The organism is Pantoea alhagi (assembly GCF_002101395.1).
Lineage (GTDB): Bacteria > Pseudomonadota > Gammaproteobacteria > Enterobacterales > Enterobacteriaceae > Mixta > Mixta alhagi.
Genome location: NZ_CP019706.1, coordinates 3,982,218 through 3,998,101 on the forward strand (window position 1 = coordinate 3,982,218; position 15,884 = coordinate 3,998,101).

Consider the following 15,884-nt stretch of genomic DNA (forward strand, 5'->3'; position numbering starts at 1 on the left):
CTTTTCTGCAAGTTAATCCGTCGGGTGCTGAGCAGCGACTGCCGCCGGAATAATAGCCGTGAACGTAATGACATTATCCTTCATGGCAACCTGCAGATCGCCATCATGCGCCAGTAAAATCGCGCGCGTGATGGACAGCCCCAGCCCGGCACCATCCGTATTATGCTGCCGGGAGGCATCGCCACGATAAAAACGGTCAAAAAGCCGTCCCAGGTTTTCCTGAGAGAGATTTTCTGTAGGATTAGAAAACTGTACCAATACCGCTCCCGCTTTCTGTTCCACCAGCACACTAATGGCTGAAGCGGGTAAAGAATATTTTATGGCGTTGGCCAGCAGATTGCTTAACGCACGACGCAGCATCAGACGATCGCCTTTGACGGCAGCTTCGCCCTGCAGTAACAGGGTTTTATCGCTGTCGCCAGCCAGCGGTTCGAAAAAGTCGATAAGTTCTGCCAGTTCTGCGTTAAGGGAAATGCGCTGCTTTTCCAGAGGCATCAGCCCGTTCTCTGATTTCGCCAGAAAAAGCATATCACTGCTCATTCTGGCAAGCCGACTGAGCTCTTCCAGATTCGAAAAAAGCACCTCCCGGTAACTTTCCGCATCGCGCTCCCGGGACAGGGCGACCTGGGTCTGCATCATCAGGTTACTGACGGGCGTCCGCAGCTCATGGGCAATATCAGATGACAACTCAGAGAGGCGACGAAATGAATTTTCCAGCCGCTCAAGCATGCTGTTGAATTCAGCTACCGTCGCCTTCAGCTCCGCTGGCAGATCATGCGCGGGAAGACGTTCACTGAGGTTATTAATGGTGATCGCCGAGGCCAGCCGGTTTATTTCATTCAGTGGTCTCAGCCCCATGCGGGTGACCAGCCAGCCCAGAAATACTGAAATAAAGATCAGGGCGAGGTTAAACCAGACCAGCCACTTTTTAAGCTGACCGATAAACGCATCATGAAAGCCGGTATCATAAGCGGCCGTGATCAGCACGTCGCTTTGTCTGCCAGCATCACGGGCACTGATTTTTCTGACCAACACATGATACCGTCCTCCCTCTTTCTCTACAGTTTGCAGAGTATCCAGGCGGGCGGCTTCATCGGCAAAGCGTTGCTGCGGAACCGGAAAGCCAGATGAGGCGTAATCAGCCAGTATCTGATTATCTGAGGTTTTAACGGAAAGATAGAGCCCGCTGTGACCGACCATGGCATCCGTAAGCTTGCGCGCAAGCGACGCGCTGTCGAGCCTTCCTGCATGCACTTCCCCCTCAAGCAGTTCAGTAACCAGTTCAAGTTTTCCGGTTAATAACGAGGCATCCTGATGGCGAAAATAGCTGCTCAGGGCGGCCACCAGCAGGACGCTGGAAAGCAGCCAGACGGACATCATCACGCCCGCAAATATCATGCTCAGCCGTGAGGTCAGGGAACCGTTACGTTTCAATCTTCGCGTATCTCCAGGACATAACCTATTCCCCTGACGGTATGAATAAGCTTTGGCGTAAAGTCATCGTCCACCTTGCTGCGAAGCCGCCTGACGGCGACATCAATCACATTGGTATCGCTGTCAAAGTTAATATTCCAGACCAGGGAGGAAATCAGGCTTCTCGGTAATATCTCTCCGGTTCGCTGTAACAGCAGCTCAAGCAGCACAAACTCTTTTGAGGAGAGATGAATTTTTTTGCCGGAGCGGCTCACGCTTCGGCGGGCAACATCCATAACCAGATCGGCAATGCGGTGCGTTCCGGAAGCCTGCATGCGGTTGCGCCTGAGCAGCATGCGGACACGGGCCAACAGCTCGGCAAAATCGAAGGGTTTAAGCAGATAGTCATCCGCGCCCAGATCGAGACCTTTAATCTTCTCACTGACATTATCTCTGGCGGTCAGAAACAGCACAGGCTCTTCGTGGCGGGCCATTCGCATTTGTCGCAGGATATCCCAGCCATCCATTGAAGGCAGCATGACATCCAGAATAATCAGATCGTAACGCTGTTGCAGGATATGCTCCAGCCCCTGCCGTCCGTCATGCACCAGCGTCACCTCATATCCTGCTTCCTGAAGTCCCTGCTTCAGGTAGGTCCCGGTTTTCAGTTCGTCCTCGACAATCAGCATGGTGGTCATGATGCGGTTTTCCTGGGCTGCGTTTGGTGGTTACGCCATACCGCTACCGGGCGACAATGTGCCGAGCCAGGCGACGATGGCCAGTATCAGTATCGATAGGGTAAATTCCGTGATAATGCTTTTACGCATCAGGATAATGCTTGCTTTATGGTGACCCTGAAGCAGCGCATTTTCCAGCCCCGGGGCAAGCCGAAAGCGATTTAGCGCAGCCAGCAGCAGTAGCAGGCAAAACAGCAGGGTTTTTATCAGCAACAGCAGACCATAGTCGCTCCCTGGTAAGGTCGTCAGGGGTTTTTCAACGATAAATAAGGCATTAACTACGGCGGTAATCACAATGCTCAGCACAATGAGGGTTCCCGCGCGGGCGAACCCTGTTAGCGCATCGGCCAGTTGCCGGGCATAGTCGGCCTCTTCAGCCTTTTTGCTGCACAACAGCAGAGTAAAGGCCGCCAGCGCACCGACCCAGGCTCCCGCCGCGAACAGATGGACAATATCGCTCAGCAGATGCAGGTAATAGCGGACACCGTCGTTCATGGCCGCATGACCGCCCCATGCCAGCGTCGCCAGCGCCGTGCCGCCAGACAGGACCAGAACATAGCGTGAAAGCCTGGCATATCTTAACCGCAGGCTGAGACCGACAAAGGCCATGACCAGCGCAACGAGCCGGATCACCCAGCTCATACCGACTGCGGTTTCCCCGACAACTATTTCCATAATATGCAGGGTTAACTCACCGGGATGGGCGACGCCGCTCATCGACTGGGCAACAAGCAGCATATTCGCCAGAGAGAGTACAATACCCGCAGAGATAAACGTAAAGCAGAACGACCAGCCGCTGAACAAAGACACCGGTTTCTTTAGAGCGCCTTTCACCCCGTACATCTCAAATAAAGGCAGGCCAAAAAGAAGCATAAGATCAAGATAAAGCAGAAACCGGATAGCAATAAAAAGCTGATCGTTCATGAGATTACTTCACGGTGAAGCTGTAGTTCCCGGTACGGGGATGAGTATCAGAGGATACCGCCCGCCACTCCACTTTATAGGTTCCGGCAGGCAAGGGTTTTACCGGCGTGATAACCATTGTTTTCGCATCGCTGCCTGCTGACACTTTCGTCGCAACCGCCATAGGCGCATGGGAAGCCATACCCGGCATGGCGGTCATCACAAGGCGCGCACCGGAGAATTTAGTGACCAGATCCTCAGTAAAATGGAGTTCCACCTTTGCAGGTGCCGTTACCTCAGCTTTGTCCGCAGGTACGGAAGAAGCCAGTTCCGGATGCGCCTGTGCAGCAAAAGCAATCACAGAAGCAGCAACAGCGATAAAGTAGCCAGCGTAAGTACGTTTCATAATAGATACCTGCTTTGTTTGAATTAACGGCATCAGAACCACATGCGAGCCCCGAGAAGGAAACGCACTTCGTTATCTTTTTCACCCTCACGGGCAGCCATATCGGCGGTATTGCCGTAGAGCTGGCTCCAGGAAACCCCCACGTAAGGGGCGAACTCACGTTTCACTTCGTAGCGAAGACGCAATGCTAATTCAGTACTCGATAGCCCCTTGCCGGTTTCGCGCGCGTCGTCATCTTTGCCATACATATTGGCTTCCAGAGAGGGCTGTAAAATAAGACGATTAGTCAGCAGAACATCGTAATCCGCCTCCAGCCTCAACGCGGTACGCCCCTGCTCTCCGACAAAAGCCGTCAGCTCCGTTTCAAAGTTATAGAGCGCCATTTCCTGAAAACCGGCTGCAAGCCAGGTCTGGGGTTTTCCGGGCCTAAAATCCTGACGGACACCGGCAACCCCATCCCACCAGGGTGTAACGGCATGTCCCCACAGAACCTGAATTTCTGCCGATTCCGTTTTACCGTCGCGGGTTTCGCCTTCGCTGCGTAACCAGAGCCGATCAATATCTCCCCCTACCCAACCGCTCAGGTTCCAGTTGAAGCCGCCAGGGTCATTGCTCTTCTGCCATTCCAGCCGATCGGCAAGCAGAAAGTAATTCACGCTGCTGTCATGCACTTCATGCCCATGAACATCCGGGAACGCTGCTTTACGATCGGCTTCCGTCACCGGCGGAATGGGGGTGCGGCTTTGCGTTGGCGCAGCAGGCTGCATGGATTCCATCGCTTCCATACCCGACATGGGGCTCATTCCTTGCATCGCAGAAGGGTCCATGCCCTGCATTGCAGAGTGGTCCATACCCGACATATCGTGCTGCATATGCTGAGACGGTTCGCTCTGGGCTGCGTAAGCGGGCGCAAAGGGGGTTCCGGCAATCACCGAGCAAATGGCCAGCCCTGCCGCTGAACGTGAAAAATTCTTTGTCATATCACTCCACCCTGAAACTGGCATCATTACCCCCTCACTCAATCACCCGGACTTCACGGAACATGCCGGTTTCCATATGGAAAAGAAGATGACAGTGATAAGCCCAGCGCCCGAGCGCATCCGCCGTCACACGGTAGCTGCGACGGCTTCCCGGCGGCATATCAATGGTATGTTTACGCACCAGGAAATTGCCCTGCTCATCCTCCAGATCGCTCCACATACCGTGCAGGTGAATGGGGTGCGTCATCATGGTGTCGTTAACCAGCACAATACGTACGCGTTCGCCGTAGCGGAGCGTGACCGGTTCCGAATCTGAGAATTTAATGCCGTTGAATGACCAGGCAAATTTTTCCATATGCCCGGTAAGATGCAGTTCGATAGTGCGTGACGGTTCACGGCCGTCCGGATCCTCAAAGGTGCTTTTCAGATCGGCATACGTCAGTACCTTTCTGCCGTTATTACGCAGCCCGATGCCCGGATCGCTTAATTTTGCCGTCGGCATCATGGCCTGCATGTCGACCAGAGGATTATCTGTTTCGCTCGCGGGATGTTGCTGCATCTGGCTGTGGTCCATCGTGCCGTGGTCCATGCTCTGCATCTGGCTGTGATCCATACTGCCATGATCCATGCCGCCCATACCCATATCGTCCATGGTCAGCCAGGGACGCGGATCGGGTGCCGGAACCGGTGCAGAGAGCCCTTCACGAACCGCGAGCGTGCCACGAGCGTAGCCGCTCCGGTCCATGGACTGGGCAAAAATGGTGTAGGCATCGTCAACCGGTTCCACAATAACATCGTAGGTTTCAGCAGCGGCGATGCGGAACTCATCAACAGAGACAGGCGTGACATACTGTCCGTCAGCAGCCACCACCGTCATTTTCAGGCCGGGAATACGTACGTCAAAATAGCTCATGGCTGAACCGTTAATGAAACGCAGACGTACTTTTTCCCCTTTACGGAACAGACCAGTCCAGTTTTTACCGGGCCCCTGGCCGTTCATAAGATAGGTATAGGTAGCACCACTGACATCAGCCAGATCCGTCGGGTTCATTTTCATCTCTGCCCACATTTTGCGATCGGCTAATGTGTTACCGAGACCTTTTTCCCTGGCATCGCGGAAAAAGTCGCTAACGGTGGGTTTGGCGAAGTTGTAATAATCTGACTGCTTTTTCAGTTTTGCGAGAATGTCTGAGGCTTTTTCATCAGACCAGTCGGTCAGCATCACAATATGCTCGCGGTCCCAGACAAAGGGCTCAGGCTCCGCCGCGTCGATGATAATTGGACCATAAACGCCTTCCTGCTCCTGCAGGCCGGAGTGACTGTGATACCAGTATGTCCCGTTCTGCTTTACCTGAAAGGAGTAAACATAGGTCTCGTCCGGCTCAATGCCATGAAAACTGAGCCCCGGCACGCCATCCATATTTGCCGGTAAAATAAGGCCATGCCAGTGAATAGAGGTGGTTTCGGACAGGCGGTTTTTAACCCGTAACGTAACGGTGTCGCCTTCCTTCCAGCGCAACAGTGGTCCCGGCAGGCCGGCATTGATGGTTTTTGCGTAACGGGTTTTACCGGTGATATTGAGCAGCGTTTCACTGATAAAGAGATCAAAGTCAGTGCCGGTAAGCGTACGGGACGGCATCAGGCTGACCGCCGAAAATGCATCGAACGACCTCAATCCCAGGCCACCGACAATACCAGCGGCAGTGATGCCTTTAATGAAATTACGTCGTGAACTTTTAAGCTGCATGACTCAACTCCAGCACATTCATGTCACCTCAAAACAAGGTGTCTCTCCATAACGTAAGCACAAGCAGCACTTACCGTTCAGGAAGTTTAATTTTTGTTACCTGGAAGTTATCACAGCTAAAACATGAAGGTGATTACAATTCTGTAATGTTATAACACTCTGTTTTAAATTATATTTTTATCAAAACATCAATAATGGGCATTTCTGCCTGCAGGAAAGTTTTAGTGAGTAATTGTTTATCCCCTGTTGATCTTCTGTACCTTCAGGAGAAACGATATAAAAGCGTTAACGGCAAAATCTACGGGCACTGAAACGGGGAATAATCCGGCCCGGCTCTCCCCCGTTCAGCTTTGTCTTGTGTTCTCAGCTTATTGTAGCCTGCCTCTGTCCTGTAGACAGAAATTGTATCGAGGCTCTGTCCTGTTTTTACGCTGCGATAATAGCGCTGATATCGCTGATGGTTTCTGCTAACAGCTCGCCGCGACGGTAAGCCTCAAGCTGCTCCGCGTCGCCATTCACCACTGAGGCAGGCCGCTCGATAAAGACGCCTAACGGCGTAAAAGCCTCATCCAGCACCACGGCCATCGGGATTTTCACCTTATCAACGCCCAGCAGTTCGATAAAAGGCTGCGCCTCATCACGGGTGATAATCGCCATTTCGATGCCAGGCAGACGCTGGCACAACAGCGCCATCGGCGGAATGTTGCGATGGCAGTCCGGGCACCACATCTCGGCCGCCACCAGCAGCCGGAAGCGCCCTGCCGCCCGTTGTGCAGGCGCAAGCGCCTTTTCTACCGCTTCACTCTGGCTTTCCAGCATCGCCTGCCAGCGCTGCAGATCGGCGATCTGCTCCGGCGTGCCGGTAGCAATAAACTCTGCGGTATTTTTCCCCTGCTTAAACAGTGTTTCAAATGCGCTCATAAAACCTTCTCCAGTAACAACCGATAGCGGTCTATCTTAAAAGAATCCGCCGCCGCATACACCTCACAACATCGCCGTGCGCATGACGGGCCTATACTCATGTTTATATTTTAAAAACCAGAGGAGAAAATTAAGTGAAAATAGCGGCGTTTGATATCGGCGGCACATCATTAAAAATGGGCGTGGTCACCGATAAAGGCGAAATAGTAGCGCGCGATAAAAAAGATATTATGAACCACTCCGGCAAGGAGATCCTTGACGGTGTACTGACCTGGCTGGATCGGCATGCCGACTGTGAAGGCGTCGCTGTCAGTACGCCCGGCTACGTGGATCCGGACAGCGGTTATATTGCGATGGGCGGCGCTATCCGCGATTTTGATGATTTTCATCTTGGTAAGTGGTTGCGGGAGAAAACGCCGCTGCCTGTCAGCGTAGAAAATGATGCCAACTGTGCGTTACTGGCGGAGCGCTGGCTGGGTAAAGCGCAGGAGATGTCTGACTTTTTAATGATGACCATCGGCACCGGCGTTGGCGGCGCGATCTTCTGCAATAATGCGCTGGTCCGTGGCAAGCAGTGTCGCGCCGGTGAATTCGGTTCGCTGCTCAGCACCCGACCAGGCAGCGAGAATGTTCGCCACTATACAATGAACACCACCTGCACGATGCGCGTGCTGACGCAAAATTACAGTATGCACACGGGACAAAAGCAGGAAGAGATCACCGGCGAAGAGATATTCGCCCGCTACGATAATAACGATCCGATTTGCAGACGATTAGTGACGAATTTCTATCAGGATCTGTGCGGCGGCATCTATAACCTGGCGCACGTATTTAATCCGCAATGTATTTTCCTTGGCGGCGGCATTACCGAGCGGGAAAGCTTCCTGGAGGAGCTTCATTATCATCTCGCCTGGTTTGATCTTGATGTACAGGTGGATACTGCCACCTACGGCAATGATTCCGGCTTGCTGGGGGCAGTAAAACATTTCCTGCAGTCCCAACAAGAAAAAGCCTAATCTGACGCATGGATAAATACCGCTGCTGCTGGTTCATTAGCGGCATCCCGGCATTATTCGTGCTCCCGACACGCAGCCTGCTTCGCTTTTGTGTGATATCCGGCTGGACAGCGTTCTGCTACTTGATTTACTCACTCAATAGTGAATACTGTATATAAAAACAGGTAAATCATAAAAATGAGACTTAGCACAAATCTTTTTATCCGCCGCACGCAGCCTGCCAAATGCTTATGGCTAAAGCTCAGCCTGTTGCCCTTAACCATTAATCATTATCAGCGGGCCGGGAGTACGCCGGGTAAAACAGGGATCAACCAGGCACTCTTCCACCATGTACGCGCTCTGTGACGTCAATTCATTTTACAGCTCGGTAGAGACTATCTTCCGGCCCGATTTATGGGGAAAGCCGGTTGTTGTTGTTTCCAATAATGACGGCTGCATTATCTCGCGATCGGCGGAAGCTAAAATATTAGGCATCCCCATGGGCGCGCCGCTGTTTAAATGGGGCGATTTTTTGCGGCAGCACGGCGTACAGGTCTTTTCATCAAACTATGCGCTTTAGTAAGTTACGTGGAATGCAACATTGACTAAGTAAACTTTGAGCAGCACTACCGCTATCAGAGGTGACCGCTATGCTGATTCCACCGGATGAACATATCCTGTTGCTGGCAGAGCGCTGGCTGAAACTGTTATCTGATCTGGGGCGGGCGCAGACTACACTTACCGCCTACCGCAGTGCCCTCCGCCATTATTTTGCGTTTTGCAGCCTGCATAATATTGAACCTGAAAAGGCCCGGTTTGAAGACCTGGCTGCTTACATCAGCCCTCAGCTGCCCGGGATGCCTTTCCCCGTGGCAAGCGCCACGCTTCAGCTTCGCCTGTCTGCGATCCGTCTCTGGTATGATTTTCTGGTTTATCAGGATATATGCAATCTCAATCCGCTACCCCGTGCGGGTTTACCTGGTACCATTTATACCGGGCGGGGGCTGGTCCCGCGTATCACCCGCTTACCCGTAATACCTGACAATGATCAATGGCTGAGATTTCTTAAACATGTTTCAGCTGCCTCCCTGCGTGACCGGCTGATGCTCGCGCTTGCTTATTTTGGTGCACTCCGCCGTGCAGAGGTGACAGCCCTGGCGCTTGAAGATATTGACCCAGCTCATCGCCTGATCCGTATCCGCCCGGAAACGACGAAAAGCAGGCGGGAAAGGGTTGTGTGTTATGGTCCGGACGTGGTGCCGGTACTGGCAAACCATTTTCGGCAGCTGAAGAAGGCTGACTGGACACAGGGTGCGTTGTTCCGTTCATTTTCTGATCGTAATTATGGCACCCCCCTTTCTGTGTGGAACTGGAGTAAAACCGTACGCAGATGGGCTCTGGATACCGGGCTTCCACACATTACAACACATACCTTCCGTCATCTTCGTCTGACTCATCTGGCACGGGCCGGCTGGAAGCTGCATGAGCTGGCGACTTATGCAGGACACAGGGATCCGCGCACCACACAGATTTATATCCATCTGTCAGGTTCCGATCTGGCTGGCCGGATAACCGCAGCCGTGGCCGAAACCGACAAAAAAGTCGCCGGGCTTATTTTTCAGGCGGGGACATACTGATGAAGGAAAAGACAGCCAGCGTCACCTATGTACCTTTTAAACGCACAGATTATCAGCTGAGCGATGCATTAAGTCCTGAGGAAAGGGAAGCAATAAGTACAGGCTATCGACGGTCAGCTGCTTTAGACCAGCCGGATTCCCTGCCGTCTTTACTGTTGCCCCTGCAGGATATTGCTTCGCGCAGCAGTATCAGTGCCAGACTGGTCAGAATTATCATACTTGCCGTTCTGGCAGAAACGCACCGGGCGGGCCAACCCTGCTGGCTGTGGACGCAGGAAAGATGGTTAACGCTCTGTCAGCAACACAGTTCCGGCAGGCCTTTGCTTGCTGCTTTTGCCTTTCATCTCGGCCCGTTTCCCTCTCCGCTCAGCCTGCCAGTGCATGGCGCACCGTCGCTGTACGCCAGTGCCATCTATGGCCGGAATTTTGTCAGCCATGAACTCAACCGGCTGACGGACGTTCTGATCTCACTGGGATATGTCGGGCAGAATCAGAAACACAATCTGTCGGGTATGCTGGGTGTTCTGATGCTGATGAACAATGATCCGCAACTTGAAACTTTTACGACAGACCTGCTGTGGCGGGGGCAGAACTGCCACGACCGGGGAATCGCAAGAGTTACAGGAAAAATATCCTATGCACTTGCTGCTATGGGAATTATAAAAAGTCCCCTGAGAATGCGGAATTATAAAGAATGGCATGAAAAGCCAACAGAAGGTATCGCGCCTGACTGGGCCCGGTGGTGCCGGAAGTGGCGGGAAACGTCGGTACTCCGCCCCCGCTCCAGAGAAAATCAGTACAGTTTCATTCTCCGCTGTGGCCTGTGGCTTGCCCGGGAAAAGCCGGAAATATGCGAGCCGTCTGACTGGACAATGGAAACCTGCGCCAGCTTTATTTCAATGGTTGGCAGACTGAAAGTGGACGGGCTGTCACTGGACACCCATAAAGGAGGCAGGCGATCAAGCCGCTCTGGAGAGCCTCTGATGCCCCATTCCCGCAGCCGGTTTGTTTATGCAGTACGTCGTTTTATGCTTGATTATGAAAGCTGGGGGTGGGGGAAATTAAAATTCAGTCCGGCCCGTCATCTTTCCACGCCTGACACACCGCTGTTTCGTCAGGGCGTGAACCCCCGTGTCATTGATGATCCGGTCTGGCTGAAACTGGTCTGGGCAAGCCTGAATCTGCGTAAGGAAGACCTGCTGAGCGAAATTCATTACCCCCTGTCTATGCTTCAGGCTATGGCGGTGATCTGGACACATGCCGGGCTGCGACAGAACGAACTTATGCGCCTGACAATGAACTGCGTTACTCCACAGGCGGATGACATTCTGCAGGAAAACGGCAGCGCTATCCCGGCGGGTACTCTGTGCTATCTCAGCGTGCCTGCCGGCAAAACGTCTAAAGCTTTTGTTAAGCCGGTCTCATCTGTTGTGAAAAAATATGTCGATATCTGGCTCAGTGAGCGTCCTCAGGAGCAGGCAGCACTTACGGATGAACGCACCGGTGAAAAAGTTCGTTATCTGTTTCAGAATCGGGGTAAACCGGTGGGAAGGAACATAATAAATCTCACTGTCATTCCGCTTCTCTGCGCCAGAGCGGGTATGCCTGTGGAAGATTCACGCGGTCCCATTACAAGTCACCGCGGCCGTGCTTCTGCCGTTACAGCACTGGCCGGTGTTCCTCAGGGCATGTCTTTATATGAGCTGATGCAGTGGGCCGGCCACTCGTCCCCACAGTCAACCATGCATTATATTCGTATACGTCCGACTCAGCTGGCCGCCTCGTTCGTAAAAGCAGACAGAGTGGCTCACATGATAAGCGTGCTGATTGACCACGATCCGGAAGCCGCCAGTCTGACCGGACCCGCGACGTACTATGATCTGGGTGACTCATACTGCACGAACCCTTTCTGGAGCAGCTGTCAGCACCGGATGGCCTGCATTGGTTGCGATTTTAACCTGCTCAAACAGAGCGCGCGCGGACTGGTACTGGAAAGCAAAGCCTCTGTCAGACGTTACCTTGAAGAGGTTCCGCTCACACCCGATGAGAGAGCCATCGTTGAACAGGACGCAGAGAAAATTGAACAGGCTCTTAAAAGGTTGCCCCTTAAACCCGAAGGGTAAAACGGGCCGCTTTGCGCCAAAAGCGGACGTCAGCAGCCAGGAATAAGAATGGCATTGATGCCAGGAAAAGGCAGTCAGTTTAGTTACGGGTTCAAAATGAGGAATGATATTGCTGCATCACTATTTTATTCTCCCCGGATTTCACGCAGATATTTATAGATGGTAGTGCGTCCGAGCGACAACACACTGGCGATATACTCGGCCGCATTCCTGGCCCGGAACGCACCTTCTTCATGCAGTGCAATAACCAGCTCTTTTTTCTCTCTGCGGTTCAGAGCGTTTAGCGAAGTATTCCTCTGACGTATCCAGTGATGCAGGAACGTATTGATGTTTTCCTGCCAGTCATCGCGGAACAGCTGTTCCGGCTGCGGCTGCAGGCGGGTTACCGAAAGGAAAAGCTCCAGGGCATTTCGCGCTTCTTCAAAAATTGCGGTGCTGAGATTGATGCACAGCAGGTACCCCGGATCATTGCCGCTGCCCGTTGCCACCGATACAGAGCGCATTTTTTTCCCATCCCAGTTCAGTTTTTCATAAGGTCCGGTGACCGGGGCCAGATCGCTTCCCTGAAGTTCTTCCAGGCCAGCATCATCTCCGGGTTTACGCTTTGACAGATTGTTGGCAATGTAAGCCACTTTTCTTGTCGCGACGTCATGGATAACGACTTCCACGCTCGGGAAGAACAGCGCTGCTATACCATCAGCAACTGACGTCAGCACGTCCAGCTGGGATTTCTGTGTAAAAATTTTTTCTGCCACCTGCTGCTCTCTCCGGAATTGGTTCTGATATGTCCCTGCCGGTGCTCCCCCGTAACCAGCGCGCATTATGCATTCCTACTTTAACATGCAATTGTCCCGTACCCGATCTATCCGGCGTATCGCACGACAGGCCGGGGTCGGTTATGTCGCGCTCCGTGTGCGGCCAGATTTCTTCACCGCGCTCTGACGTGGTATCGGAACACAGTTAAAATCATATTGTAAACAAAAAGTTCATGATGTACTTTTTAGTTCATATCGTGCTTATCTGCACCCGCGTGGTTTAAACAGAGAGGATCATTATGCTGATGGGGCTCCCCCTTCTTAACGCTGAGCAGACTGCCGACATTCTGCGCTGCATCGATGTACCTGCGGCCCTGCGTCGCGTTTTTTCAGGCCTTGCAAGCGGGCAGGCAGTACAGCCAGCACAAAAGGTTATGCTGCTGCCCGACAACAGGGGGGATGTCATCAGCTATTTTGGCATTGATATGTCATGCAGCCTGCTGGGCGTAAAGGTTTCCCCTTATCTGGTGAAAGAAACAAAACCGGTTATTACTGCCTGGACGCTGCTGATGTCGGCAGAGGACGGGATGCCGCTGATGCTCTGTGATGCGTCTTTGCTGACCATCGAGCGGACGGCAGCCACCACGGCACTGGCCGTGGATATGCTGGCCCCGGATAAGGCGGCTATCCTCACCGTTATCGGAACAGGCGCCGCAGGACGTGCGCACATCCGGCAGGCGCTCACTGTCCGCCCGTGGAAAGAAATCCGGGTCTGGAATCGCAGCGGCGGCCTGTCTGCGGAAGTGCTTTCCCGCGAACTGGGGCTTGACGCCGGACTCATTACCGTCAGTACCTCCGCTGACGAGGCCGTCAGGGATACGGACGTGCTTATGTTGTGCACCTCTTCGGCCACGCCGGTTGTAGCTCTGGACCAGCTGACGCGTCCCTGCCTTGTTACGTCAATCAGCACCAACGCACCTCACGCGCATGAAATTGCCCCCTGTGCGCTTGCTGAAATGGATGTGTACTGCGACTACCGGCAGACCACGCCAGCTCATGCGGGTGAAATGGTGATCGCGGCCCGTGAACACGGCTGGAGCGGGGAGCGTATACGGGGTGACCTGCCGGAGCTGGTAACGGATGCCTGCGCAAAGCCTGACTACCGCCGCCACGTATTTTTCCGCTCTCTGGGGCTGGGGCTGGAAGATATTGCTATCGCTGACAGCGTGCTGTCTCACCTCAAAGAACAGGATACGGAAAAATGAAGATCAGACCTTTTGGCGTTGAACAGTGGATGAACGAGTGGGAAACCCGCTGCGCGTATAACCTGGCAGAAACCTGCGTCGAGTCCCTGACCATGCAGCAGCTGCTGGACATGACGGGAAAAGCCGGCGAAGTGCTTGATGAGATGCTGAAAATCAGGATGACCTACGGCCACATTACCGGCTCCGGAGACCTGCGCCAGCTGATCTCAACGCAGTATGCCAGTCAGTCAGCAGAAAACGTGCTCATTACGCACGGCGCTATCGGGGCCAACGCGCTCATTTACGAAACCCTGGTCGAGCCGGGCGACACCGTGATTTCCGTGCTGCCGACCTATCAGCAGCACTATTCCATTCCGGCGAGCTACGGCGCCGACGTCAGAATTCTGCCGCTGCGCGAGGAAAATGGCTTCCTGCCGGATGTGGCTGAGCTGCGGACCCTGATAAACGACAGGACAAAGCTGATTGCCATAAATAACCCGAACAACCCCACCGGGGCACTGATGGATGAAACGCTGCTGCGTGAAATCATTAAGGTAGCCCGGGAGGCCGGCGCCTGGCTGTTGTGCGATGAGGTCTATCGCGGCACTAATCAGGAGGGGAACGGCTATACGGTAGCTGTTGCGGACATTTATGAGAAAGGGATCAGCACCGCGAGCATGTCAAAAGCCTACTCGCTGGCAGGCCTGCGACTGGGCTGGATTACCGCTCCCGTCTCTCTGCTGAAAGAGGTGGAAATTCATCGGGATTATAACACCGTGAGCGTGGGCATCCTCGACGACTACTTTGCCACGCTGGCGCTGAAGAACCGCGACAAAATTCTGGCCCGCAATCATAAAATACTGCGCGATAACCTGCAGGTGCTGGATGAGTGGGTGAGTAACGAACCGCTGATAAGCTACGTGAAACCCCGGGCAGGGACTACCGCGCTGCTGAAATACGATCTGCCACTCGGCTCCCGCGAGTTTTGCGTAGGTCTGCTGGAGCGCCATGGCGTGATGTTCACGCCAGGCGCAGTGCTGGATATGGAAGGTTATCTGCGAATCGGCTTTGCCAACAACAGCGAAGTCCTGCAGCAGGGACTTGCGCTGGTCAGCCGATACCTGCAGGAACTGTCAACCTGCTGAGCCATGTCTGAGTAAAACCACTGCCCGTTTGCGACCATCCTGACGGGCAGGACCAGTCAACAGAGAGTGTGTTTTATGTTCCTCAAAATGTACCAGGTGGACGCCTTTTCTGACCGGATTTTTGGCGGTAATCCCGCGGCAGTTCTGATACTGGAAGAGTGGCTGCCGGACAGCCTGATGCAGTCCATTGCGGCGGAAAATAACCTGGCTGAAACAGCCTTTGTGAAGCGTGCCGGTGATGGCTGGGATCTGCGGTGGTTTACACCCACTGTGGAGGTGGATTTTTGTGGCCACGCCACGCTTGCAACCGCACACGTTCTGGTAACGGAATATGGCGTAGCGGGACCGCTCTCGTTTTCCGCCCGCGTCGGGCAGCTCAGGGTTGAGGTGAAAGAGAACGGCTACCTCCTCGACCTGCCCTGCATCTCTCCGGAAAAGCTGGAGCAGCTTCCTGATGCCATCAGCCCGGACTTCACCGGTCAGGCTGAACACTGGTTCAGAAATTTCGAAAATATCTTTGTGGTGCTGCCCGGTGAGGATGCGGTCAGGGCATGCCAGCCTGATATGAATGCGCTTGCCGGACTGGGACCGGTCGGCGTGGTGGTGACAGGTAAGGGATCGGGTAGTCAGTACGATTTTGTTTCGCGCTACTTTGCCCCGGGCGCGGGCATTCCGGAGGATCCTGTGACCGGCTCGATACACGCTACGCTGGTGCCCTACTGGGCCGGAGAACTGGGTAAAAGCAAACTGTCTGCCTGGCAGGCCTCTCTCAGAGGCGGGCATCTCATTTGTGAGCTGAAAGAAGACAGGGTGGTTATTGAAGGGAAGGCGGTGACGTTCATGAGAGCGGAGATTTGTGTTCCCGTCTGACCGGTGTG

At 53.6% G+C, this 15,884-nt stretch carries 14 protein-coding genes and 1 pseudogene; 7 read left to right on the forward strand and 8 right to left on the reverse strand.

Annotation, left to right across the window (positions count from 1 at the left end; genetic code table 11):
• Positions 1 to 12 precede the first annotated feature (12 nt).
• The 7 genes from B1H58_RS18805 to B1H58_RS18835 all read right to left on the reverse strand — a co-directional run bounded on the left by B1H58_RS18805 (position 13) and on the right by B1H58_RS18835 (position 7,107).
• Positions 13 to 1,434, reverse strand: coding sequence for a heavy metal sensor histidine kinase (locus B1H58_RS18805; protein ID WP_085071960.1), 1,422 nt, complete (start codon positions 1,432 to 1,434; stop codon positions 13 to 15).
• A complete protein-coding gene (locus B1H58_RS18810; RefSeq protein WP_085071961.1) occupies positions 1,431 to 2,111 on the reverse strand; it encodes a heavy metal response regulator transcription factor in 681 nt (226 codons plus the stop codon). The genes B1H58_RS18805 and B1H58_RS18810 overlap by 4 nt, the downstream gene beginning before the upstream one ends.
• A gap of 30 nt (positions 2,112 to 2,141) precedes the next feature.
• Positions 2,142 to 3,074, reverse strand: a complete 933-nt coding sequence (gene copD / locus B1H58_RS18815; protein WP_085071962.1) for a copper homeostasis membrane protein CopD — start codon at positions 3,072 to 3,074, stop codon at positions 2,142 to 2,144.
• A 4-nt stretch (positions 3,075 to 3,078) separates the two neighbouring features.
• Complete coding sequence (gene copC / locus B1H58_RS18820) at positions 3,079 to 3,459, reverse strand: copper homeostasis periplasmic binding protein CopC (RefSeq protein ID WP_085071963.1); 381 nt, start codon at positions 3,457 to 3,459, stop codon at positions 3,079 to 3,081.
• A 32-nt stretch (positions 3,460 to 3,491) separates the two neighbouring features.
• Positions 3,492 to 4,331 (reverse strand): copper resistance protein B, encoded by an 840-nt coding sequence (locus B1H58_RS18825; protein ID WP_157130253.1) that lies wholly within the window; start codon positions 4,329 to 4,331, stop codon positions 3,492 to 3,494.
• Between the two features lie 142 nt (positions 4,332 to 4,473).
• Positions 4,474 to 6,186, reverse strand: coding sequence for a copper resistance system multicopper oxidase (locus B1H58_RS18830; RefSeq protein WP_085071965.1), 1,713 nt, complete (start codon positions 6,184 to 6,186; stop codon positions 4,474 to 4,476).
• 426 nt (positions 6,187 to 6,612) lie between these two features.
• Positions 6,613 to 7,107: a thioredoxin family protein gene (locus B1H58_RS18835; protein WP_085071966.1), complete on the reverse strand. Its 495-nt coding sequence runs from the start codon at positions 7,105 to 7,107 to the stop codon at positions 6,613 to 6,615.
• A gap of 134 nt (positions 7,108 to 7,241) precedes the next feature.
• Here B1H58_RS18835 and B1H58_RS18840 point away from each other — a divergent pair, with 134 nt between their 5' ends.
• The 4 genes and pseudogenes from B1H58_RS18840 (at position 7,242) to B1H58_RS18855 (ending at position 11,862) form a co-directional block, all read left to right on the forward strand.
• Entirely contained in the window at positions 7,242 to 8,123 is an 882-nt protein-coding gene (locus B1H58_RS18840; protein WP_085071967.1) for an ROK family protein, read from the forward strand.
• Between the two features lie 328 nt (positions 8,124 to 8,451).
• Positions 8,452 to 8,679: pseudogene (locus tag B1H58_RS18845) on the forward strand (Y-family DNA polymerase); the annotation flags it as partial.
• Between the two features lie 73 nt (positions 8,680 to 8,752).
• On the forward strand, positions 8,753 to 9,739 hold the full coding sequence (locus B1H58_RS18850) for a tyrosine-type recombinase/integrase (RefSeq protein ID WP_085071969.1): 987 nt from the start codon (positions 8,753 to 8,755) through the stop codon (positions 9,737 to 9,739).
• Positions 9,739 to 11,862 (forward strand): tyrosine-type recombinase/integrase, encoded by a 2,124-nt coding sequence (locus B1H58_RS18855; protein WP_085071970.1) that lies wholly within the window; start codon positions 9,739 to 9,741, stop codon positions 11,860 to 11,862. The genes B1H58_RS18850 and B1H58_RS18855 overlap by 1 nt, the downstream gene beginning before the upstream one ends.
• A 125-nt stretch (positions 11,863 to 11,987) precedes the next feature.
• Here B1H58_RS18855 and B1H58_RS18860 read toward each other — a convergent pair whose 3' ends face one another.
• Positions 11,988 to 12,605 carry a helix-turn-helix transcriptional regulator gene (locus tag B1H58_RS18860; RefSeq protein WP_418304159.1) on the reverse strand — a complete coding sequence of 206 codons (618 nt, stop codon included), beginning with the start codon at positions 12,603 to 12,605 and terminating at the stop codon, positions 11,988 to 11,990.
• 311 nt (positions 12,606 to 12,916) lie between these two features.
• On the opposite strand from B1H58_RS18860, the gene B1H58_RS18865 reads away from it, so the two are divergent.
• From B1H58_RS18865 to B1H58_RS18875, 3 genes are all read left to right on the forward strand, one after another.
• Entirely contained in the window at positions 12,917 to 13,882 is a 966-nt protein-coding gene (locus tag B1H58_RS18865; protein ID WP_157130214.1) for an ornithine cyclodeaminase family protein, read from the forward strand.
• Positions 13,879 to 15,006: an aminotransferase gene (locus B1H58_RS18870; protein ID WP_085071972.1), complete on the forward strand. Its 1,128-nt coding sequence runs from the start codon at positions 13,879 to 13,881 to the stop codon at positions 15,004 to 15,006. The genes B1H58_RS18865 and B1H58_RS18870 overlap by 4 nt, the downstream gene beginning before the upstream one ends.
• Positions 15,007 to 15,081: 75 nt before the next feature.
• The gene (locus tag B1H58_RS18875; protein ID WP_085071973.1) at positions 15,082 to 15,876 is read left to right on the forward strand and encodes a PhzF family phenazine biosynthesis protein; all 795 of its coding nucleotides are present in this window, start codon (positions 15,082 to 15,084) and stop codon (positions 15,874 to 15,876) included.
• The last annotated feature ends 8 nt before the right edge of the window (positions 15,877 to 15,884 follow it).